Annotated in this window: 14 protein-coding genes; 6 read left to right on the top strand and 8 right to left on the bottom strand. The window is 61.7% G+C overall.

Annotated features, from left to right (window positions below; all coding sequences use genetic code 11):
• The first annotated feature begins 43 nt into the window (after positions 1 to 43).
• A complete protein-coding gene (locus AC1DRN_RS11210) occupies positions 44 to 9,478 on the top strand; it encodes a retention module-containing protein (protein WP_477786711.1) in 9,435 nt (3,144 codons plus the stop codon).
• A 111-nt stretch (positions 9,479 to 9,589) separates the two neighbouring features.
• On the opposite strand, the gene lapD is transcribed toward AC1DRN_RS11210, so the two are convergent.
• The 4 genes from lapD to AC1DRN_RS11190 all read right to left on the bottom strand — a co-directional run bounded on the left by lapD (position 9,590) and on the right by AC1DRN_RS11190 (position 13,352).
• Positions 9,590 to 11,530: a cyclic di-GMP receptor LapD gene (lapD, locus tag AC1DRN_RS11205; protein ID WP_477786710.1), complete on the bottom strand. Its 1,941-nt coding sequence runs from the start codon at positions 11,528 to 11,530 to the stop codon at positions 9,590 to 9,592.
• Positions 11,531 to 11,552: 22 nt separating this feature from the next.
• Entirely contained in the window at positions 11,553 to 12,260 is a 708-nt protein-coding gene (lapG, locus tag AC1DRN_RS11200; RefSeq protein WP_457266081.1) for a cysteine protease LapG, read from the bottom strand.
• 98 nt (positions 12,261 to 12,358) lie between these two features.
• Positions 12,359 to 12,754: a YbaN family protein gene (locus tag AC1DRN_RS11195; protein ID WP_223461259.1), complete on the bottom strand. Its 396-nt coding sequence runs from the start codon at positions 12,752 to 12,754 to the stop codon at positions 12,359 to 12,361.
• Between the two features lie 10 nt (positions 12,755 to 12,764).
• Entirely contained in the window at positions 12,765 to 13,352 is a 588-nt protein-coding gene (locus AC1DRN_RS11190; RefSeq protein ID WP_007975277.1) for a UPF0149 family protein, read from the bottom strand.
• 438 nt (positions 13,353 to 13,790) lie between these two features.
• Between AC1DRN_RS11190 and recQ the strand changes: the two genes are divergently transcribed.
• The 4 genes from recQ to AC1DRN_RS11170 all read left to right on the top strand — a co-directional run bounded on the left by recQ (position 13,791) and on the right by AC1DRN_RS11170 (position 18,167).
• The gene (gene recQ, locus AC1DRN_RS11185) at positions 13,791 to 15,917 is read left to right on the top strand and encodes a DNA helicase RecQ (protein ID WP_223461261.1); all 2,127 of its coding nucleotides are present in this window, start codon (positions 13,791 to 13,793) and stop codon (positions 15,915 to 15,917) included.
• A 119-nt stretch (positions 15,918 to 16,036) separates the two neighbouring features.
• Complete coding sequence (locus tag AC1DRN_RS11180; RefSeq protein WP_150724407.1) at positions 16,037 to 16,471, top strand: MarR family transcriptional regulator; 435 nt, start codon at positions 16,037 to 16,039, stop codon at positions 16,469 to 16,471.
• 127 nt (positions 16,472 to 16,598) lie between these two features.
• On the top strand, positions 16,599 to 17,846 hold the full coding sequence (locus AC1DRN_RS11175; RefSeq protein ID WP_223461263.1) for a type IV pilus assembly protein FimV: 1,248 nt from the start codon (positions 16,599 to 16,601) through the stop codon (positions 17,844 to 17,846).
• Positions 17,847 to 17,879: 33 nt separating this feature from the next.
• Positions 17,880 to 18,167: an Rdx family protein gene (locus tag AC1DRN_RS11170; RefSeq protein ID WP_108218586.1), complete on the top strand. Its 288-nt coding sequence runs from the start codon at positions 17,880 to 17,882 to the stop codon at positions 18,165 to 18,167.
• Here the strand turns inward: AC1DRN_RS11170 and AC1DRN_RS11165 are convergent.
• Both AC1DRN_RS11165 and AC1DRN_RS11160 read right to left on the bottom strand, forming a co-directional pair.
• Positions 18,161 to 19,054: a DMT family transporter gene (locus tag AC1DRN_RS11165; RefSeq protein ID WP_223461264.1), complete on the bottom strand. Its 894-nt coding sequence runs from the start codon at positions 19,052 to 19,054 to the stop codon at positions 18,161 to 18,163. The two genes, AC1DRN_RS11170 and AC1DRN_RS11165, sit on opposite strands and share 7 nt — an antisense overlap.
• A 71-nt stretch (positions 19,055 to 19,125) precedes the next feature.
• The gene (locus tag AC1DRN_RS11160; RefSeq protein WP_223461265.1) at positions 19,126 to 19,890 is read right to left on the bottom strand and encodes an AraC family transcriptional regulator; all 765 of its coding nucleotides are present in this window, start codon (positions 19,888 to 19,890) and stop codon (positions 19,126 to 19,128) included.
• Positions 19,891 to 20,026: 136 nt separating this feature from the next.
• Here AC1DRN_RS11160 and AC1DRN_RS11155 point away from each other — a divergent pair, with 136 nt between their 5' ends.
• Positions 20,027 to 20,842 (top strand): UDP-2,3-diacylglucosamine diphosphatase, encoded by an 816-nt coding sequence (locus tag AC1DRN_RS11155; RefSeq protein ID WP_223461267.1) that lies wholly within the window; start codon positions 20,027 to 20,029, stop codon positions 20,840 to 20,842.
• 145 nt (positions 20,843 to 20,987) lie between these two features.
• Here AC1DRN_RS11155 and AC1DRN_RS11150 read toward each other — a convergent pair whose 3' ends face one another.
• Positions 20,988 to 21,578 carry an HD domain-containing protein gene (locus tag AC1DRN_RS11150; protein WP_223461269.1) on the bottom strand — a complete coding sequence of 197 codons (591 nt, stop codon included), beginning with the start codon at positions 21,576 to 21,578 and terminating at the stop codon, positions 20,988 to 20,990.
• A 27-nt stretch (positions 21,579 to 21,605) separates the two neighbouring features.
• Positions 21,606 to 21,917: an Mpo1-like protein gene (locus AC1DRN_RS11145; RefSeq protein ID WP_223461270.1), complete on the bottom strand. Its 312-nt coding sequence runs from the start codon at positions 21,915 to 21,917 to the stop codon at positions 21,606 to 21,608.
• Between the last annotated feature and the right edge of the window lie 139 nt (positions 21,918 to 22,056).

Raw genomic sequence — 22,056 nt, 5'->3', positions numbered from 1 at the left:
ACAAACAGGCTGCCGATAACGGTTGGCAGCGGAGGAAGTGCACATGGCTACGCTCATCGGTATCGTCAGTAAGGTCATCGGACAGGTGTTCGCGGTTGCGAGCGACGGCACCCGGCGCGCGCTGGTCGAGGGGGACCGGTTGTTCGCCGGCGACCAACTGAGCACCGGCGCCGAAGGCGCGGTGGCGGTGCATCTGCAAAATGGCCAGGAACTGACCCTCGGGCGCGGCAGCAGCATGCAGATGACCCCGCAGTTGCTCGCCAATCAGATTCCCCATGTGGAATCGTCTGAGGCGGTGACGCCGAGCGAAGCGCAGCTGACGGATGTCGAACGGCTGCAAAAAGCCATTGCGGTCGGCGACGACCCGACCCAGACCGCTGAAGCTACCGCTGCCGGGCCTGCCACGACTACCGGTGTACCGGGCGGCGTCCAGGGCAGTGGTCATGGTTTCGTCCTGCTCGAAGAAGTCGGCGGGCGAGTCGACCCGGTCATCGGCTTCCCCACTGCCGGTTTCAATGGCATTCCTGAGCTTCCGGAAGAACGCCTGAACGCTAATCCGGACATCGCTGTAGCGGCCGATGCTCCGGTGGTGCCGCCGGTGGTTCCGCAAGTGCCGAACAATCCGGTCACCTTCGACGGCCTGTCGGAGCAGAACGGCGAGCGGACCGTCAATGAAGCCAACCTGGCCGACGGTTCGGCGAGGAACGCAGACTCGCTGACGCGAAGCGGCACCTTCACCATCAATGCGCCCGACGGGCTGAGCAGCTTCAGCATCGGCGGGATCAACTTGATCAGCGGCGGTGTGGCGGCAGATTTCCCGCAGTCGATCACCTCCCCGCTGGGCAGCACCCTGACCGTCACCAGTTACGACCCGGCCACGGGCGTGGTCAGTTACAGTTACACCCTCAACCGTGCCGAATCCCACGCAAGCGGCGAGGGTGCCAATAGTCTTGCCGAACACGTCACCGTGGTGGCCATCGACAGCAATGGCGACAGCGCTACCGGTACGCTGGATATCAGCATCATCGACGACGTGCCCAAAGCGGTCGATGACAACAATGGCACCGCCTCGGAAACCCTGCTGACCCTCAACGGCAACGTGCTGAGCAACGACGTGCAAGGCGCCGACCGCGTGCCGCTCGGGGAAAACGCCGGCCCCATCACTCCCGGCACCTTCACCGGCACCTACGGCACTTTGGTGCTGAATGCCAACGGCACCTACACCTACACGTTGAATACCAGCGATGCGGATTTCATAGCCCTGCATGGCGGTGGCAATGGCACTGAAACCTTCACCTATACGCTGACGGACGCCGATGGCGACAGCAGCACCGCGGACCTGGTGCTGCAGATCCACAACAACGATGACCCGATCGCGATTGGCGGATTGAACGTTGGGGGTGGCGAACTCACGGTCTTCGAGAAAAACCTCAGCGACGGCAGCGCACCGGATGCCACCGCACTGACCCAGAACGGCACCTTCACCGTCAGCGCGCTGGATGGCGTCACGAGCCTGACCGTGGGCGGCATCGCCGTGGTCAGCGGCGGCGTGGCCACCGGCTTSCCGCAATCGATTACCACGCCGCTGGGCAGCACCCTGACCATCACCGGGTTCAACGCGGCGACCGGGGTGATCAGCTACAGCTACACCCTGAATGACAACGAAGCGCACCCAACCGCCAATGGTGCCAATACTTTGCCCGAGCAGTTCGCCGTGACCGTGGTCGACGACAACGGCACCACCGCGACCGGTTCACTCGACGTGACCATCGTCGACGACCTGCCCAATGGCGTGGACGACAGCCATGCCGGTACCGCCTCGGAAACCCTGCTGACCCTCAACGGCAACGTGCTGAGCAACGACGTGCAAGGCGCCGACCGCGTGCCGCTCGGCGAAAACAGCGGCCCGATCACTCCCGGCACCTTCACCGGCACCTACGGCACCCTGGTGCTGAACGCCAACGGCACTTACACCTACACGTTGAATACCAGCGATGCGGATTTCATAGCCCTGCACGGCGGTGGCAATGGCACTGAAACCTTCACCTATACGCTGACGGACGCCGATGGCGACAGCAGCACCGCGGACCTGGTGCTGCAGATCCACAACAACAATGACTCGGTGACGATTGACGGTTTGAATGTTGAGGGCGGCGAGTTGACCGTCTTCGAGAAAAACCTCAGCGATGGCAGCAGTCCGGACGTACCAGCCCTGACCCAGAACGGCACCTTCACCGTGACCGCGCTGGATGGCGTCACCACCCTGACCGTGGGCGGTATCGCCGTGGTCAGCGGCGGCGTGACGGCGGGCTTGCCGCAATCGATCACCACGCTATTGGGCAGCACCCTGACCATCACCGGGTTCAACGCGGCAACCGGGGTCGTGAGCTACAGCTACACCCTCAACGATAACGAAGCCCATCCGACTGGCAACGGCGCCAACACCCTGCCGGAGCAGTTCGCCGTGACCGTGGTCGATGACAATGGCAGCACCGCGACCGGTTCACTGGACGTCAACATCGTCGACGACCTGCCCAATGGCGTGGACGACAGCCATGCTTCAACGGCTTCGGAAACCCTGCTGACCCTCAACGGCAACGTGTTGAGCAACGACGTGCAAGGCGCCGACCGGGTGCTGGTCGGCGAAAGCGCCGGGCCGATCACCCCCGGCACCTTCACCGGCACTTACGGCACCCTGGTGCTGAATGCCAACGGCACCTACACCTACACCCTCAACACCAGCGATGCCGACTTCAAAGCCCTGCACGGCGGCGGCGACGGCAGCGAAACCTTCACCTACACTCTCACCGACTCTGACGGCGACACCAGCACGGCCAACCTGGTGCTGAATGTCTACAACAACGATGATCCTGTGGTCCTCAACGGCCTCAACGTGTATGGCGGTGAGCTGACGGTTTATGAAAAAAATCTCGGCGATGGCAGCAGCCCCAACACCTCGGCACTGACCCAGAGCGGGACTTTCACGGTGGCCGCGCTCGATGGCCTGCAAACCCTGACCGTCGGCGGCATTGCCGTGGTCACCGGTGGTGTGGCCRCCGGCTTCCCGCAATCGATYACCACGCCGCTGGGCAGCACCCTGACCATCACCGGGTTCAACGCGGCGACCGGGGTGATCAGCTACAGCTACACCCTGAATGACAACGAGGCGCACCCAACCGCCAACGGCGCCAACACCCTGCCCGAGCAGTTCGCCGTGACCGTGGTCGACGACAACGGCACCACCGCCACCGGCAGCCTCGACGTGACCATYGTCGACGACCTGCCCAGTGGCGTGGACGACAGCCATGCTTCAACGGCCTCGGAAACCCTGCTGACCCTCAACGGCAACGTGCTGAGCAACGACGTGCAAGGCGCCGACCGCGTGCCGCTCGGRGAAAAYGCCGGCCCSATCACYCCCGGCACCTTCACCGGCACCTAYGGCACYYTGGTGCTSAAYGCCAACGGCACYTACACCTACACCCTCAACACCAGCGATGCCGACTTCAAGGCGTTGCATGGCGGCGGCGACGGCACCGAAACCTTCACCTACACCCTCACCGATGCGGACGGCGACAGCAGCACCGCCTATCTGGTGCTGCAGATCCACAACAACGATGACTCGATCACGATTGGCGGTTTGAATGTTGAGGGTGGCGAACTCACCGTATTCGAGAAAAACCTCAGCGACGGCAGCAGTCCGGACGCACCGATGTTGACCCAGAGCGGCACGTTTACCGTGACCGCGCTGGACGGCGTCACGAGCCTGACCGTCGGCGGTATCGCCGTGGTCAGCGGTGGCGTAACCGCCGGCTTCCCGCAATCGATCACCACACCACTGGGCAGCACCCTGACCATCACCGGGTTCAACGCCGCGACCGGTGTCGTGAACTACAGCTACACCCTCAACGACAACGAAGCGCACCCGACTGGCAACGACGCCAACACCCTGCCTGAGCAGTTCACCGTAACCGTGGTCGACAACAACGGCAGCACCGCGACCGGTTCACTGGACGTCAACATCGTCGACGACCTGCCAAAAGCCGTGTACGACAGCAATGTTTCAACGGCCTCGGAAACCCTGCTGACCCTCAACGGCAACGTGTTGAGCAACGACGTGCAAGGCGCTGACCGGGTGACGCTCGGAGAAAATGCCGGCCCGATCACCCCCGGCACCTTCACCGGCACCTATGGCACCCTGGTGCTCAACGCCAACGGCACTTACACCTACACCCTCAACACCAGCGATGCCGACTTCAAGGCGTTGCACGGCGGCGGCGACGGCACCGAAACCTTCACCTACACCCTCACCGATGCGGACGGCGACAGCAGCACCGCCTACTTGGTGCTCAACGTCTACAACAACGACGATCCGGTGACCCTCAACGGCCTCAACGTGTATGGCGGTGAGCTGACGGTCTACGAGAAAAACCTCAGCGACGGCAGCAGCCCGGACGCACCAGCCCTGACTCAGAGCGGCACGTTTACCATCACCGCGCTGGATGGCGTCACCACCCTGACCGTCGGCGGTATCGCCGTGGTCAGCGGTGGCGTGGCCGCCGGCTTCCCGCAATCGATCACCAGCCCGCTGGGCAGCACGCTGACCATCACCGGGTTCAACTCCGCCACTGGCGTGGTCAGCTACAGCTACACCCTGGTGGACAACGAAGCGCACCCAACCGCCAACGGCGCCAACACCCTGCCTGAGCAGTTCGCCGTAACCGTGGTCGACGACAACGGCACCACCGCCACCGGCAGCCTCGACGTGAACATCGTCGACGACCTGCCCAATGGCGTGGACGACAGCAATGCTTCAACGGCCTCGGAAACCCTGCTGACCCTCAACGGCAACGTGCTGAGCAACGACGTGCAAGGCGCCGATCGGGTAGCCGTGGGTGAAAACGCAGGCCCCATCACCCCCGGCACTTTCACCGGCACCTACGGCACCCTGGTGCTCAACGCCAACGGCACTTACACCTACACCCTCAACACCAGCGATACCGACTTCAAGGCGTTGCACGGCGGCGGCGACGGCAGCGAAACCTTCACCTACACCCTCACCGATGCGGACGGCGACAGCAGCACCGCGAACCTGGTGCTCAACGTCTACAACAACGATGATCAGGTGACCCTCAACGGCCTCAACGTGTATGGCGGTGAGCTGACGGTCTACGAGAAAAACCTCAGCGACGGCAGCAGCCCCAACACGCCTGCTCTGACCCAGAGCGGCACCTTCACCGTGACCGCCCTCGACGGCGTCACCACCCTGACCGTGGGCGGCATCACTGTCGTCAGCGGTGGCGTGGCCGCCGGCTTCCCGCAATCGATCACCACGCCACTGGGCAGCACGCTGACCATCACCGGGTTCAACGCGGCGACCGGTGTCGTGAGCTACAGCTACACCCTCAACGATAACGAAGCGCACCCAACCGCCAACGGCGCCAACACCTTGCCCGAACAGTTCGCCGTGACCGTGGTCGACGACAACGGCACCACCGCCACCGGCAGCCTCGACGTGAACATCGTCGACGACCTGCCCAATGGCGTGTACGACAGCAATGCTTCAACGGCCTCGGAAACCCTGCTGACCCTCAACGGCAACGTGTTGAGCAACGACGTGCAAGGCGCTGACCGGGTGACGCTCGGAGAAAATGCCGGCCCGATCACCCCCGGCACCTTCACCGGCACCTATGGCACCCTGGTGCTCAACGCCAACGGCACTTACACCTACACCCTCAACACCAGCGATGCCGACTTCAAGGCGTTGCACGGCGGCGGCGACGGCAGCGAAACCTTCACCTACACCCTCACCGATGCGGACGGCGACAGCAGCACCGCCAACCTGGTGCTCAACGTCTACAACAACGACGATCCGGTGACCCTCAACGGCCTCATCGTGTATGGCGGTGAGCTGACGGTCTACGAGAAAAACCTCAGCGACGGCAGCAGCCCCAACACGCCTGCCCTGACCCAGAACGGCACCTTCACCGTCACCGCGCTCGATGGCCTGCAAACCCTGACCGTCGGCGGCATCACTGTCGTCAGCGGTGGTGTGGTCGCCGGCTTCCCGCTGACGGCCGTCACGCCACTGGGCAGCACCCTGACCATCACCGGGTTCAACGCCGCCACCGGAGTGATCAGCTACAGCTACACCCTCAACGATAATGAGGGGCACCCGACTGCCAACGGCGCCAACAACCTGACCGAGAACTTCAACGTCGTCGCTACCGATACCGATGGCGACCCGGCGACCGGGCAGATCAACGTCAACATCGTCGATGACCTGCCGAGCGCCAAACCTGACTCGTCGTCGGTAGTGGAGGGCGGCACCGTCAACATCAGTGTGCTGGGCAACGACATCAGCGGTGCCGATGGTCCGGCGACGGTGGTCGGCGTGCGCGCCGGTAGCAATACCTCGACGTCGGCCATCGGCGGGTTGGGCAACCAGATCAATGGCACCTATGGCTACCTGACCCTCGATGCCAACGGCAACGCGGTGTATCACAGCAACCCGGGTTCGGTCGGCGATGCGGGGGTGACCGATACGTTCACCTATACCGTGCGCGATTCCGATGGCGATGAAAGCACCACCACCATCACCATCGACGTGACCAACAGCATTATCAAGGCCAACCCCGATAGCGACGTGACGGTCTACGAAAAAGCCCTCGACCTGAGCATGGATGGGCAGGACCTGGCCGTCGCTACGGTCACCGGCAGCGACCCGGGCAACACGGGCGAAACCGCGTCCGGCACCCTGGTCGGATCTGTCTCGGGTGGCAGCGGTGCGCTCACCTACACCCTGGTCGGCAGCGCCACCGGCACCTACGGGCAAATCCTGCTCAACCCCGACGGCACCTACACCTACACCCTCACCTCGGCGCCGAAAACCTCGCCGAATGCCAACGACGGGCCGAACAGCCTGAGTGAAAGCTTCACCTACAAGGCCACCGATGCGCTGGGCAACAGCAGCACCAGCACCATCGTGGTCAACATTGTCGATGACGTGCCCAAGGCAGTGGCAACGGATCGCTCGGTGGCGGCGGTGGAAATCGATTCCAACCTGCTGATCGTGCTCGATGTCTCCGGCAGCATGGCCGACCCTTCCGGCGTGTCGAACCTGTCACGGCTGGATCTGGCCAAGCAGGCCATCAGTGCCTTGCTGGATAAATACGACGACCTCGGCGATGTGAAAGTGCAGCTTGTCACCTTCAGCAGCAGCGCCACCGACATGACCTCGGTGTGGGTCGATGTAGCGACCGCCAAGACACTGCTGGCCGGCCTCAGCGCGAACGGCAATACCAACTACGACGCGGCCGTGCTGACCATGCAGACCGCGTTCAACACCTCGGGCAAACTGACCGGTGCGCAAAACGTCGGCTACTTCTTCTCCGACGGTAAGCCCACCACCGGTCAGGAAATCGGCGCTGCCGACGAGACCGCTCTGAAAGCCTTCCTCGATGCCAACGACATCAAGAACTACGCGATCGGCCTGGGCAGCGGCGTCAGCAACGCCAACCTCAATCCACTGGCCTATGACGGCAGCAGCCACACCGACACCAATGCGGTGGTGGTGACCGACCTAAACCAGCTCAACTCGGTGCTGTCCGGCACTGTGATCGGCGCACCGGTAACCGGTTCGCTGCTGGGCGAGGGCGGTACCTTCGGCGCCGATGGCGGCTTCATCAAAACCATCACGGTGGACGGCACCACGTACACCTACGATCCGAGCGGCAACAGCAATCAGGGCGCGCTGAGCTTCAGCGGCGGGCTCAACCACGGCACGTTCAACACCGTGGACAACACGTTGAGCATTGCCACCAGCAACAGCGGTACCTTGCAGATCAATCTCGATACCGGTGAATACGCCTACATTTCGCAGAAAACCACATCGGTGTTGATCACCGAAAACATCGCCTTCACCGCCAGCGACAACGACGGCGACCTGGCCAGCGCCACCCTGACGGTCAAGGTCATACCGAACGCACCGCCAGTGGCCGCCGATGATAACGTCATCACCAACGTGCTCTCGGGCACTGTCGTGGTGCCGGGCGAACTGTTGCTGGCCAACGACACTGACCCCAATGGGGATCAACTCTCGGCGACACCGACCTCCTTCAACACCGGCTGGATAGCCAAGGGCGCGGACTTCACCGGCACCGGCGCGATCAACTTCACCGGCACCAACAACAACCCTGCCAACCAGAGTCTGGCAGACGTGCGCAATGCCTTTGCGGCCAACACGGCGACCATGACGGCGCTGCTGGTGGTCAGTGGCTATCTCGACAAAGCGAACAGCTCCAATGGCAACAATGAAGACCTCATCACGGTCAAGCTGAAACAAGGTGAGACGCTCAACCTCGATCACAACCTGGACCCCGGGCACGTCACGATGGAGTATTCGCTCAACGGCGGGGCGTTCGTCAGCATCGCCGATGGCGGTACCATCACCGCAAGCGCGGATGGCACTTACCAGATCCACATGACCAACATCACCGACCCCGGTAACGGCAATACGAATGCGGCGGAAAACTATCAGCTAACCATGACCGTCAACTACGCCGGGGCACACGACGTCACCCCGGACTACCACGACACCTACACCGCCAACGACAACCATGGCGGCAGCGACTCGGCCAACCTGACCATCAGCTATCAGGACGGCCACACCCTCACCGGCACTAGCGGGGATGACGTACTGGTGGCAGGCACGGGTAACAACATCATCAATGCCGGCGACGGCAACGATGTGCTCACTGCCGGCTCCGGCAACAACGAGCTGCACGGCGGCACCGGCAATGATTTGCTCTTCAGCGGCCCAGGCAATGACATACTCGATGGCGGTACGGGCATCGACACGGCCAGTTACGCCCACGCCACCGCCGGAGTGACGGTCGACCTCAGCCTGCCCGGTGGGCAAAACACCCTGGGCGCGGGCTCGGACACCCTGACCGGTATCGAAAACCTCACAGGTTCGAACTTCAACGACACCCTGACCGGTGACAACAACAGCAACGTGATCAACGGCGGCCTGGGCAACGACATGCTCAACGGCGGAGGCGGCGATGACTGGCTGATCGGCGGCCTGGGCAACAACACCCTGACCGGCGGAGCCGGGGTCGACACCTTCCAGTGGCTCAAGGGCAACAGCAGCCATGACTTGATCACCGACTTCACCCCCGGCACCGACAAGCTCGACCTGTCGCAGCTGCTGCAAGGGGAGAGCGGCACCACGGCTTCACTGGATGACTACCTGCACTTCACCGTCACCGGCAGCGGGCCGTCGACGGTGACCAGCATCGACGTCAGCGCCATGGCCGGCGCCGCGCCGAACCAGACCATCGACCTGGCTGGCGTCAACCTCGCCAGTCATTATGGTGTAACGCCGGGGGTGGGCGGGGTGATCGCGGGCGGGCATGACACGGCGACCATCATCAACGGCATGCTCAACGATCATTCGTTGAAGGTGGATACCGTGTGAACTGAAAGCCCACTAAAAACCCGCCATCCCTGTGAAGGGGGCGGGTTTTTTGTTGTCCGGGTCAAAGGCCGATGTCCTATCGGTGGCTACAGAACCTCGACGTACCTATCATCACATCGGCTCTGGCGCCCCGATCAACCGCCCCATGGCCCCGAATACACCCAACTCCCTGATTGCTTCCAGTTCCCCGCGTGTCTCGACCATCTCGGCAATCAGCGGCAAATCAATGCTGTGGGTCGCGCGAAAGATCGCTTCGATGAACATCCGCTTGTCTGTCTGCTCGTCGATGTTACGAATGTAGGCCCCATCTATTTTCAGGTACGCCAACCCCAATTGGGTCAGGTTGCCGATCTGACTGAAGCGCCCACCGAAGTGTTGCACGCCGATGCGATAACCGGTCTTGAGCAGGCTGCTGCTCAAGCGTTGTAGTGCTTCGGGTGACGGCAATTGGCGCTCGTCGATTTCCAGGGTCAGCAGTGGTGCCAGATCCGGGAGGGAGTCGAGCAGGTCGAGGATCGTCTGCCACTGCACTGGATCGCCCAGGGTGCGATCGGACAGGCTCAGTGCCAAAGGCCTGCGGTTGACTACCAGGTCGTCCAGCGCGGCCTCGAGCATCACCAGGTCAAACCGTGCCGACCAGCCGAGACGCTCGATCCACGGCAGGAAATGCCCGGCGGCAATCGCCTCGCCCTGTGGGTCGAGCAGGCGTGCGAGCACTTTGTGATGCAGCACCTGGCRGGTGTCGGCGCATTGCACGACGGGCTGGAAGTACAGCTGCATTTTGCCTTCGGTCAAGGCATCGTCGATCCAGGTGCGCCAGTCATGCTGGGAGTGATTCGGCGCGGTGTCACGATGGCTCAAATGCACCCAGGGTCGCTCGGGATGCTGCCGGGACTCGGTCAGTGCCTGGTCAAGGCGCAGGAGTACAGTGCTGATCGGCTCCCCGGGGCGATAGGCGACAACGCCCAGATGGGCGACGGGCATGCAGTCGCTGGCTCCGGTCAGGCGCAGGTTTTCCAGGCTGACACTGACATCGGAGGCCAGACGCGCTGCACTTTGGGCGTCCAGACCCGGCGTCAGCAGACTGAATTCGCCGCCACGATTGCGTGCCGCCAGCCAGGTGCGACGCTCCGGCAATTGAGTCAGGCGCTTGAACAATTCGCCCACGGCACTGATCAGCGTGTCAGTTCGTTGGCCACCCAGTCGCTGGTTGAGCCCGTTCAGGTCGTTGATCCGCAGCATCAGCAAATGGCCATCGCGGCTCTGTTCGCACACGCGTAAATGGTCGGCCAGTTGCTCGTCGAGCAGGCGCCGGTTGGCCAGGCCGGTGAGGCTGTCCAGATAGGATTCGGCCCGCAGTTTTTCGCTGCGTGCGGCTTCTTCGGCGAACAGCGCCTTGAGCTTCTCGACCATCTGGTTCATCGCCAGCACCACCCGTTTCAGTTCCGGTGTGCGCGGCAGTTTTGGCAGGCTGAGAAACTCGCGTTTGCTGATGGCTTCAGCTTGTCGGACCATGCTGTCGAGTGGACGAAATTGCCTACGCAGCATCCATCCTCCAATCACCGCACTGAACAGCCCGCACAACAACAACCAGATCAGGCTGCCGAGAGTGCTGTCCCAGAGCTTGGCCAGGGCAAATTGCGGATTGCTCAGCACTTCGACCCGTGCCAGTTGTTCCCAGCCGCGCATGATCAAGGCATCGCCACCTTCCGGGCGCAGGTCGACCAGGTTGACGAACCAGTCAGGCGCACCGTCGATTTTCGTCGGTGCGCTGCGCTCCGCCAGGGTTTGCTGATCCTTGAGCCTGATGACGCGGATGCTGCTGAAGTAGCCACTGTCGAAAATCGAGCTGACCATCAGCTCCATCATGGCCGGGTCATCGACCTGTGCGGTCAGTGACAGCCCCAGCGCGGTGGCTGCGTCCTGGGCGTGGGCGCGCAGCTGACTGAGGGTTTGCTCGCGGGAGCTTTCCAGGCTGGCAAAAAAACTACCGCTGAACGCCACCAACAGGAACAGGCAGATGGCCAGGAACAGCTGTTTACGCAGTGTCATACATCGCTCCTTGCCATGGCGGTCAGCCGTCCCCTATGTCGAAGCCTTCGGCCTGCATCTTTTTCAACACGTCCTGCCAGCGCGACAGCTTTTTCGGGTCGTTGCTGCGCTGGCCGCCGTTTTTGCCCGGCAGGTACAGGCCTTCGGCATTGAAGGCGTACACCGGTAGCAGGTCTTTGCGTTGGGACGCGGGGCGGATATCGCCGATCAGGTTGTCCAGTACCAGCGGGTCGGTCGTGGGGGTGCTGTAGAACGTCAGCACCATATGCGCCTGGTTCTGACTCAGGGCCTTGACGTAGGTGATGCGCAGTTTTTCGCTGGGAATGCCGAGTCGGCGCAGGCTGAAGTATTTCGCCAGGGCATAGTCTTCGCAGTCGGCGGCGCCCTTGATCAGGGCTTCGACGGGGGTGGCCCAATAATCGGTCTGTTGCCAGATGCGCGTGTCGTCCTGAAAGTTCAGCTGTTGATTGAAGAAACGGTTCACCGCGTTGAGTTGCTCAGGTTCAGGCGCGCCGCGTGTGCTCTGCAGCATTTGACTCCACGCTTCGATCCGGCCTCGCGCCGGTCCCGGCGAGCCGTAGCGTTGTTCAATGGTTTGCAGAATCTGTGAAAAATCCCGGTCGGCACGGACCCCGTTGAATGCAGTCAGTAGCAAACCGGCCAGCAGCATCCAGCCGCCGAGCCGAAGTCGGAGCGCTGGCCATCCTGGACTACGCAGACTGCGGGCCATGTCTGGCTGCTCGAGTGTGGATGGGTGAAGTTTAGGTGGAGTTTTTGCGGGGGGAGGGCAGGTCGTCGGCCGACAGGCGCTCACCGAGCTTTTTGTGGTCAGGATTTGCGCAGGGTTTTCTGATTGAGGATGTAGAAGGTCACCAGCACCGCACTGGTCAGCATGAACCCCTGTGCCCAGGGACGCGGCACCAGATAGCAGGAGAACAGGATGCTCGCCCACATCAGGCCGATGGCGTAGGCCTTGCCCTTGAGCGGAATGCCATTGCCGTTGAGGTAGTCGCGAATCCATGGCCCCAGCCGGGGATGCTCAACCAGCCACTGATAGAAGCGCGGGGAACTGCGGGCAAAGCAGGCCGCCGCCAGCAGCAGAAAAGGGGTGGTGGGCAATACCGGCAGGAAAATCCCGATCACCCCCAGCGCTACGCTCAGCCAGCCGATGGCCAGCAGCACGTAGCGCAACATCAGGGGGCGGTTGCCTATGGGGTTGTCCATAGGCAGAACCTTAGTGGTGACGTGGCTTGAGAATCGCCGGTTTTTCGTCTGGCGCGTTGCACAGCAGGTACAGCGCGGTCAGGGCTTCCGGGATCTGCACGATCATGTCGTCCATCAGGTTGGCATCGGCGGCAATGTCGGAGAACTCCGGTTGCTCGTCGAACAGGCCCGAACCGACCATGATCGGCAGCAGCATTTCGCTGACTTCGTCTTCGGCGGTTTCGAACCAGGCTTCTTCACGCAGGAACACGCCTTCCATGAAACCGATGCACCAGCCGCGCAGTTCGGAATCATCCGGATCGTCGCCCAGGTCAAGGTCGCACGGCAGCTCGAACTCTTCGTCGGAGGCCAGTTGGCGGGCGATGTGGGCCTTGAGGCCGATCAGCGTGGCTTCGATCTCTTCGCGCTGGGCTTCGCCGCTGTAGTGCGGCTCTTCGGCGAAGAGGGCGTCGATCCATTCACGGTCGGGAACCACTTCGGAGCAGATCGACAGCGCGGTGAGGTAGCCGTGGGCGGCCACGTAGTCCAGCGCCTCGTCATGCAGTTCATCAGCGTCGAGGAAGACTTGCAGGCGGGTTAGTTGCTCAGCGAAGGACATTAAAGGACTACCTTGGGGAATGTTCGATGCGGGAATTCTAGGCCTTCTTGAGCACTTGGGCCAGCCGCACGGCATATTTGCCCGTTTGTGGGCGCTGCCCCCCATACAGTTCGGTCAAGCGGTATCTCTGTGGGAGCGAGCTTGCTCGCGATGGCGGTGGTTCAGGCGAAATCAATGTTGACTGTGATGGCCTCATCGCGAGCAAGCTCGCTCCCACAGGTTTCCCACAGTTTTTTTGCAAATCAGGTTAGCCGGTGTCTTATCAGCGGCACCCTTTGCCGGACGGGGCTCGGGTATACTCGCGCGTTTTGTGATGCCCTGCTGGCGTCACGGCTGAGATGTGAAGCGTCATGCAATGCGCACTTACGATTTGTCGGTGCAGCATCGCGGGTTCTGAACCAGCCTTGCAGGGATGTTTCGGTGATTTTTGGAGTTTCTATGCTCGAACAGGCTCAACGCGTCCTCAAGGACATCTTCGGCTACGACAGTTTCCGTGGCCGCCAGGGTGCAATCATTGAGCGTGTGGCCAGTGGTGGCGATGCCCTGGTCCTGATGCCTACCGGTGGCGGCAAGTCCTTGTGTTTCCAGGTCCCGGCGCTGTTGCGCGAAGGCCTGGCGGTGGTGGTCTCGCCGCTGATCGCACTGATGGACGACCAGGTCGCCACCCTCGAAGAGCTGGGGGTGGCCGCCGCCGCGTTGAACTCCACCCTCAGCGCCGAGCAGCAGCGCGACCTCGCCGCCCGTATCCGCCGCGGTGAAGTGAAAATGCTCTATCTGGCACCGGAACGACTGGTCCAGCCGCGCATGCTGTCATTTCTGCAGGGGCTGGACATCGCCTTGTTCGCCATCGACGAAGCACACTGCGTGTCGCAATGGGGCCACGATTTCCGTCCGGAATACCTGCAACTGGGCCAGTTGGCGGAAATGTTCCCCGATGTACCGCGCATCGCCCTGACCGCCACGGCCGACAAGCGCACCCGGGAAGAAATCGTCACCCGTTTGCACCTGCAAGACGCCGAGCGCTTCCTGTCGAGCTTCGACCGGCCGAACATTTTTTATCGCATCGTGCCCAAGGAGCAGCCGCGCAAGCAGTTGCTGGCGTTCCTCGCCGAGCGCCGTAGCGATGCCGGCATCGTGTATTGCCTGTCGCGCAAGAAAGTCGAGGAAGTCGCCGCGTTCCTCAGCGAACAAGGCTTTCCGGCGCTGCCGTACCACGCTGGTCTGCCCAACGATATGCGGGCCTACCATCAGAAACGCTTCCTCAATGAGGAAGGCCTGATCATGGTTGCGACGGTGGCGTTCGGCATGGGCATCGACAAGCCCAACGTGCGTTTTGTCGCCCACCTCGATCTACCGAAATCCCTTGAAGCCTACTATCAGGAAACCGGTCGTGGCGGCCGTGACGGTCTGCCGGCGGATGCCTGGATGGCCTACGGCCTGCAAGACGTGGTGATGCTCAAGCAGATGCTGCAGAACTCCGAAGGCGACGAGCGCCACAAGCGCCTGGAGCAGCACAAGCTAGACGCCATGCTCTCGCTGTGCGAAGAAACCCGCTGCCGTCGGCAAACGCTGCTGGCCTACTTCGACGAAGACATGCCCGAGCCTTGCGGCCATTGCGACAACTGCGTCGACGGCGTGCAGACCTGGGATGCCACCGAGCCTGCGCGTCAGGCGCTGTCGGCGATCTACCGCACCGGTCAGCGCTACGGGGTCGGGCACCTGGTGGATGTACTGCTCGGCAAGGACAACGAAAAGGTCCGCAATTTCGGTCATCAGCATCTGTCGGTGTTTGGAGTCGGCAAGGCGAGGGCCGAAGGCGAGTGGCGCTCCCTGTTCCGCCAATTGGTGGCTCGCGGGCTGGCCGATGTCGACCATGAGGGCTATGGCGGACTGCGCCTGAGCGACAGTTGCCGGCCGTTGCTCAAGGGCGAAGTGACCCTGGAGCTGCGCCGCGACCTCAAGGCGCAAACCGTGGCGAAAAGCAGCAAGAGCCAGGCGAGCCAGCTGGTCCGTGGCGAGGAGCGCGAACAATGGGAAGCCTTGCGCGCCCTGCGACGCAAGCTCGCCGAAGAACATGGCGTACCGCCGTACGTCATCTTTCCCGACTCGACCCTGCTGGAGATGCTGCGCAGCCAGCCGACTTCTCTGGCGGAAATGGCCCGGGTCAGCGGCGTCGGCGCGCGCAAGCTGGAGCGCTACGGCGAGGCCTTCCTCGAGGTGCTCGGCGGCCAGGTCGAGGCGCCGAAAGCGGTGGCCGACGTGCGTCACGAACTGATCACTCTGGCGCGGGCCGGGATGACGCCGGTGCAGATCGCCGGTCAGTTGCAGTGCTCGGAAAAGAACGTCTACACCATGCTGGCCGAAGCGATTGGCAAGCAGCAGTTGTCGTTGGAACAGGCACTGGATCTGCCTGAAGACCTGATGGGTGAAGTGCAGGACGCCTTTCTCGACGGCGAAGGCGAATTGCCGGCGGTTTCCGAAATCGCCGCATTGTTCGCGGGCAGGGTACCGGAAGGGGTTTTGTACTGCGTTCGTGCTGCCTTGCAGTCGGAGTTCGAGATTTGAGACATCTGTAGCGCTGATGTAACGATTCAGTACAGATCAAGCCTTGCCTCAAGTCGAGGCTCATGCTTAGCTGACTAATAATTAGTTTTTATTTATTTCAGTCTAATCTTGAGTGTTTTATGCCGTTAACCGATCAACACCGCTTTGGCATGCAATTGGCCCAGATGTCCCGCGGCTGGCGTGCCGAACTGGACCGCCGTCTGGCGGGCATGGGCTTGTCCCAGGCGCGCTGGCTGGTGCTGCTGCACCTGGCACGTTTCGATGAAGCACCGACCCAGCGAGAACTGGCACAAAGCGTCGGCGTCGAAGGCCCGACCCTGGCCCGTTTACTCGACAGCCTGGAAAGCCAGGGCCTGGTGCAACGCCAGGCCGTGCTGGAAGACCGTCGGGCAAAGAAAATCGTGCTCTGCGCGCCGGCGCGTCCCCTGATCGAACAAATTGAAACCATTGCCACGCAACTGCGTCACGAACTGTTCGAAGGCGTCGATGAAGCGGACTTGAAGGTGTGCATGCGGGTTCACGGGCACATCCTGGGCAACCTTGAAAAGTCTTGAGGCATAACCGAACGCCAGGTTTTTGAGAGACCGCATTGGGCAAACTATAAGAACTACTCGGCGATATCGTGTTCGTAACGGATGTACGAATGCGTACGGGTAGTTTCTGTAGATCTCAAGGATGCTCATGCTCAAGTGTTGGCGATTGGTTTTACGCGGTGGTTCTCAGTGGTTACTGGCCGGGGCCGCTGTCACTTATTCGGCATGGGCGCCTGCGCTGGGCCTGGGTGAAATCACCCTGCATTCGGCGCTGAATCAACCGCTGCGTGCCGATATCGCACTGGTGGATGCGGCTGGCCTTGAGGAGAACGAACTGTCGGTGAGCCTGGCAACGGCAGACGAGTTCAGCCGTGCCGGGGTCGACCGGGTATTTTTCCTCGATAACCTGAAGTTCACTCCGGTCCTGCGTGGTAATCGCAGCGTTATCCAGGTGACCTCCAGCAAGCCGGTCAGTGAACCCTTCCTGAATTTTCTCGTGCAGATCAATCAGCCTAATGGGCGATTGCTGCGTGAGTACACGGTGCTGATCGATCCTCCGGGTGCGCCAGGCGTTGTTCCCGCCGCCGATGAACCGGTTTTCCGGTCCCCGACGTCCGCATTCCCCCGTGTCCAACCGGACATGGCGCCGTCACCCGTGACAAAGACGACGCCAGAACCGGACGTCGCCGTGGTTGATCCCGCTGTCGAACAACTGGCCGCCAGCACCCTGCAAAACCACTCGCTGCAAACCACTGTCGATGAGCTCAATGCGAAGCTTCAAAGCCAGGATGAGCTGATCGCCGACCAGAAAAAACAGTTGGCTGAACTGCACACCCAACTGGCGGAGCTCAAGAAGGTAAAGACGCAACCCGTTGCTTCCGATGCGGTGACGCCACCCCCCGCCATTGCTGAAAACCCCGGGATTGGCTGGCTGCCGATTGCCGGCGTGTCAGCGCTGATGGCGTTGCTGTCGCTGGGCTGGTTTTTTCGCCGCTGGCAGCATCGAGACACAGTGTCAGAGGCTGTGCCGTCGCAGCATGAACCGCTGGCTGAGCTCTTTACCGAGCCAGTGATGTGGCCCCCCGTCATGCAACCGGCCGCAGTGCATCGCGGCGGGGTGCCGGCCAACGATGAGCTTGAACGGGTCGATAGCCGTCATTCCATCCCGGTCGCTGCTGCGGTGGCAGTGGTTGCGGATTTGGCGATGTCTGGCGAATCCGTCGCTGACGATGAGTACCGGCTCAACCTGGAGGAGTTGTCCATGGTGTCGAGTTGGGACGTGATCAGCCCAAACGAGAACCAGCAGTCGGCTGCTCTGGCCATGATCGAGCCTGCGTTCGAATTGGAGGCGCAACCCGCTTCGCCGTCCCGGCAGCCTCCGGTCGGGCTATCATAGCGGCGTCGTCAAACTCTGGAGTTACGCCCCATCATGACCGTCAGCAAACCGGAAATTGTCATCACCTATTGCACGCAATGCCAGTGGCTGTTGCGTGCGGCCTGGCTGGCCCAGGAACTGCTCAGCACCTTTGGTGATGACCTGGGCAAAGTCTCCCTGGTGCCAGGCACTGGCGGGGTCTTTCATATTTACTGTGACGCCGTGCAGATCTGGGAACGCAAGGCGGACGGTGGCTTTCCTGAGGCCAAAGTGCTCAAGCAGCGGGTCCGTGATCAGATCGACCCGGACCGCGACCTGGGGCACAACGACCGCACTCAGTGAGACGCGGCCTCGGCTGTAACGGCTTTCTTGCTTGTGCCAGTCGAGAACCTGCTGGACACCACAATCGCCACAATGATCAGCGCGCCCCCCAGCAACATGCGCAGGGTGGGGTTTTCGTTGAACAGTAGCCACGCGACGGTGATGCCGTAGACCGGCTCCAGGGCGAACACCACGGCGGCGGTGCGTGCCTTGATCACCGCGAGGCTGGCGACGAACAGGCTGTGGGCGACACCGGTACAGAACACACCGAGCAGGCCGATCCACAGCCAGTCGATGGCACGCACTTCGCTCAATTGAGGCGCCGCCACCGGCAGCAGGCACAGGGCAACCACCACGTTCTGGCACAGCGCTGCCTGCACGGGCGGGACGCGCCCGGAGCTGGCACGGTTGGTCAGCGACAACAGGGCGAACAACAACCCGGAACCCACGGCCCACAGCAGACCTGTGGTGGCGCCGCTGGCCAGGTCAAAATCAGGTGTGACCAGCACCAGCCCGATACTCACCAGCAGCACCAGCACGATCTCATTGGCGCGAATGCGCTCGCGGAAGATCAGCCCTTCGAGGATCACGGTAAAGGCCGGGAAACTGGCGAAGCCAAGCGTCGCAATCGCCACGCCTGCTACTTTCACCGCAATGAAGAAACTCACCCAGTGCCCGGCCAGCAACAAGCCGCTGAGCAGCAGTCGACGCCAGTCCACGGCCTCGAGTTTCTGCCAGCGCGTCTGGCTGGCGAACCGTGCAAAAAACGCCAGCGCGAGCACGGCAAAAGCGGCGCGGCCGAAAACGATGATCGCCGGTGACGCGGCGGCCAGTTTGCCGAACACGCCGGTCAGACCGAACATCAATGCGCCGATATGCAAGGCGCCAAGGGCGGTACGGGGAGTCATTGCAATCCTTGACGACAAATGAACAGAGGCATCATTGAAGCGCGTAATCGCCCATCAAGTCTGTCGGCAAACTAGCGATTTTTGTCGCCAGCCTCGCGCCGCAGTTTCCCGGGCGATGCCCCGAACTCGCGCAACACCGTCGCCGCAAAGGCACTCTGGGAGCTATAGCCGACGCGGCTGGCAATCTCGCCGATGGGCAGCGCCGAGTTGCGCAGCAAGCCCACCGCGATGTGCAGGCGTCGGCTGCGGATGTAGTCCATCGGCGTCTGCCCGCATTCGGCGACGAATCGAGCATGCAATCGGGCACTGGAAAGGCCAGCCACCCGGGCCAGATCGGCCACTTGCAGTGGGTACGCCGCGTACTGATCGATGTGTGCATTCAGCGCGGCATAGGGCAGGCGCCGGCCGCCGACGGCCTCGGGCCTGGCGTTATTGAGACTGGCCAGTAGCAGCACCGCGCCTTGTTGTGCAATCAGCGGATCATCGACCGGACTGTTCGCCAGCCAACTGACCAATTGGCTTTGCCCGGCATCCAGTGACAGGCGGCCGGCGTTGTCGAGCAAGCGCCGGCTGGACTCGGCGTGATCGCCCAACGACTGGGCAACCCATTGTTCGCCGGGCACATCCAGCACCAGGCAGCGGCTGCCATTGGGGCTGCCGCACGCATGATGAGCGCCTGACGGTATCACCACGAAACTCTGCTGCACCACCTGACTGCCACGGCCGTCAACCTCGAAATCCAGGGCGCCCGAAAGCCCGAACACCAATTGCGCGTGGTCGTGGCTGTGGACGATCAGGTCGTGGCTGTATTGGCGGAGCGTGAGGATCGGTCTCATCGCGGGTCTCCCGTATCAGGCCGCCAGTCTACACCCGGGCAGGCTGATAAGCGCTGTCACACGACTGACTTGGTGCTGTCATGGACCATTAACTCGACCAGCGCAAACTTTACAAAACATGTCCAGAGGGTTGCCCATGACCAGCGCCGAGGTTGCCAAACCCACCCGTAAGCAACGTGTGCGGACGCTATGGATTTCCGACGTGCATTTGGGCACGAGGGACTGTCAGGCTGAACACCTGTCGCAGTTTCTCAAGGGTTATCACGCAGACAAGATCTATCTGGTCGGCGACATCATCGACGGCTGGAAACTGCGCGGCGGCATGTACTGGCCGCAAGCGCATACCAACGTGATCCGTCGCCTGTTGACCATGAGCAAGCGTGGCACCGAGGTGATCTATGTCACCGGCAACCACGACGAATTCCTGCGCCGTTATTCGAAACTGATCCTGGGCAATATCCAGTTGGTGGACGAAGCAGTGCACGTCACCGCCGACGGCCGGCATCTGCTGGTAATCCATGGCGACCAGTTCGATGTGATCACCCGTTACCATCGCTGGCTGGCCTTTCTCGGTGACTCGGCCTACGAATTCACCCTGACCCTCAACCGCTGGCTCAATCATTGGCGCGCACGATATGGCTACGGCTACTGGTCGCTGTCGGCCTACCTCAAGCACAAGGTGAAAACAGCGGTCAGCTTCATCAGCGACTTCGAAGAAGCCATCGCCCATGAATGCGTCAAACGCGAACTGCACGGCGTGGTGTGCGGGCACATTCACCATGCCGAGATTCGCAAGGTCGGCGAGGTGGACTACCTCAATTGCGGCGACTGGGTGGAGTCGTGCACGGCGCTGATCGAGCACTGGGATGGCACGATCGAGTTGTATCGCCTGGCGGATGCTCAGGCGCGGGAGGCGCAGATGAAGGCGGCCAAGGTTGCGGAGCTGGCTTGATAATCACTGTGTCCCTGCGGGCCTCATCGCGAGCAGGCTCGCTCCTACAGTAGATTTTTGGTGAATACAGAATCTGCTCGCGCCGCAAAACCCTGTAGGAGCGAGCCTGCTCGCGATGGACCGCGAAGCGGTCCCGCTGGATCTGTCAGGCTGGCAAATGCTCTTCCATCGCCGCCTTGTAAATCGAGCTCCTGGGGTGTGCAAACAACCGCTCCATCATCGGCTCGAAAAAGCTCAATGGCAGCGTGTCATATGCCGGGTCAAACGCCGCCGCATCGTACCTGGCACAGAACTCGACGGTCGCCTGGTACTGCGGATGGTCCTGGAATTGCTCACGCAGATGCCGATCCATGCCCAGGTGATGGAAGAAGTAGTAGCCCTGGAAAATCCCGTGCTTTTCCACCATCCACAAGTTCTCGGCGCTGACGAACGGCTTGAGAATCGCCGCCGCGATATCCGGGTGGTTGTAGGAGCCCAGGGTGTCGCCGATGTCATGGAGCAGGGCACAGACCACGTACTCCTCGTTGCGACCATCGCGCCAGGCGCGGGTGGCGGTTTGCAGGGAGTGGGTCAGGCGATCCAGCGGGAAACCACCGAAATCACCCTCCAGCAGCTTCAGGTGCGCCACAATCCGTGTTGGCAATTGTCTTGCGTAGGCACTGAAGTCCGCGGCAATGATCGCCCAGTCTTCTTGCGTGCCGTCCTTCATGTGGGTGAAGCGGGCATTGGCATTCATCGGCAACTCTCTTGTGACGCAAGTCAGCTAGAACGGAACGCGCCCCATAACCATGTCCCGGTACATGACAAAATCGCCAAGCAGGCTATAGAAGGGATGCTGGAATGTTGCCGGGCGGTTCTTCTCGAAGAAGAAATGCCCGACCCAGGCAAAGCTGTAGCCTGCCAGTGGCAGGGCCCACAACAGCATCCATGCTCCGCGACCGATGGTCAGCGTCAGAATCAAGATAACCAGGGTCGTGCCGATAAAGTGTAAACGGCGGCAGGTGCTGTTGCTGTGCTCACTGAGGTAGTAAGGATAGAACTCTGCGAAGCTGTTGAATCGTTTGACGTTTTCCACGACAGCGATCTCTGTGGTTACTGTTCTTGCTGCAAGTTGTTCTGCGGGTAGCTTATTTGAGTCTAGAGTGATCAATGGCATCAGCCAGTGACAATAGGCGCCACTTTAGTATCCTTCGGTCAATAGCCGTAGCATTCGG

This window comes from Pseudomonas sp. P5_B3 (assembly GCF_056400405.1).
This window is presented reverse-complemented; position numbering and strand designations above follow the sequence as displayed.

Bases quoted from the DNA above. Each gene is read 5' to 3' on its own strand.
- AC1DRN_RS11190 (WP_007975277.1), bottom strand. From the start codon at position 13,352: ATGTCCTTCGCTGAGCAACTAACCCGCCTGCAAGTCTTCCTCGACGCT.
- AC1DRN_RS11175 (WP_223461263.1), top strand. From the start codon at position 16,599: ATGCTCAAGTGTTGGCGATTGGTTTTACGCGGTGGTTCTCAGTGGTTA.
- AC1DRN_RS11180 (WP_150724407.1), top strand. From the start codon at position 16,037: ATGCCGTTAACCGATCAACACCGCTTTGGCATGCAATTGGCCCAGATG.
- AC1DRN_RS11160 (WP_223461265.1), bottom strand. From the start codon at position 19,890: ATGAGACCGATCCTCACGCTCCGCCAATACAGCCACGACCTGATCGTC.
- AC1DRN_RS11195 (WP_223461259.1), bottom strand. From the start codon at position 12,754: ATGGACAACCCCATAGGCAACCGCCCCCTGATGTTGCGCTACGTGCTG.
- AC1DRN_RS11165 (WP_223461264.1), bottom strand. From the start codon at position 19,054: ATGACTCCCCGTACCGCCCTTGGCGCCTTGCATATCGGCGCATTGATG.
- lapG (WP_457266081.1), bottom strand. From the start codon at position 12,260: ATGGCCCGCAGTCTGCGTAGTCCAGGATGGCCAGCGCTCCGACTTCGG.
- AC1DRN_RS11170 (WP_108218586.1), top strand. From the start codon at position 17,880: ATGACCGTCAGCAAACCGGAAATTGTCATCACCTATTGCACGCAATGC.
- AC1DRN_RS11150 (WP_223461269.1), bottom strand. From the start codon at position 21,578: ATGAATGCCAATGCCCGCTTCACCCACATGAAGGACGGCACGCAAGAA.
- AC1DRN_RS11155 (WP_223461267.1), top strand. From the start codon at position 20,027: ATGACCAGCGCCGAGGTTGCCAAACCCACCCGTAAGCAACGTGTGCGG.
- recQ (WP_223461261.1), top strand. From the start codon at position 13,791: ATGCTCGAACAGGCTCAACGCGTCCTCAAGGACATCTTCGGCTACGAC.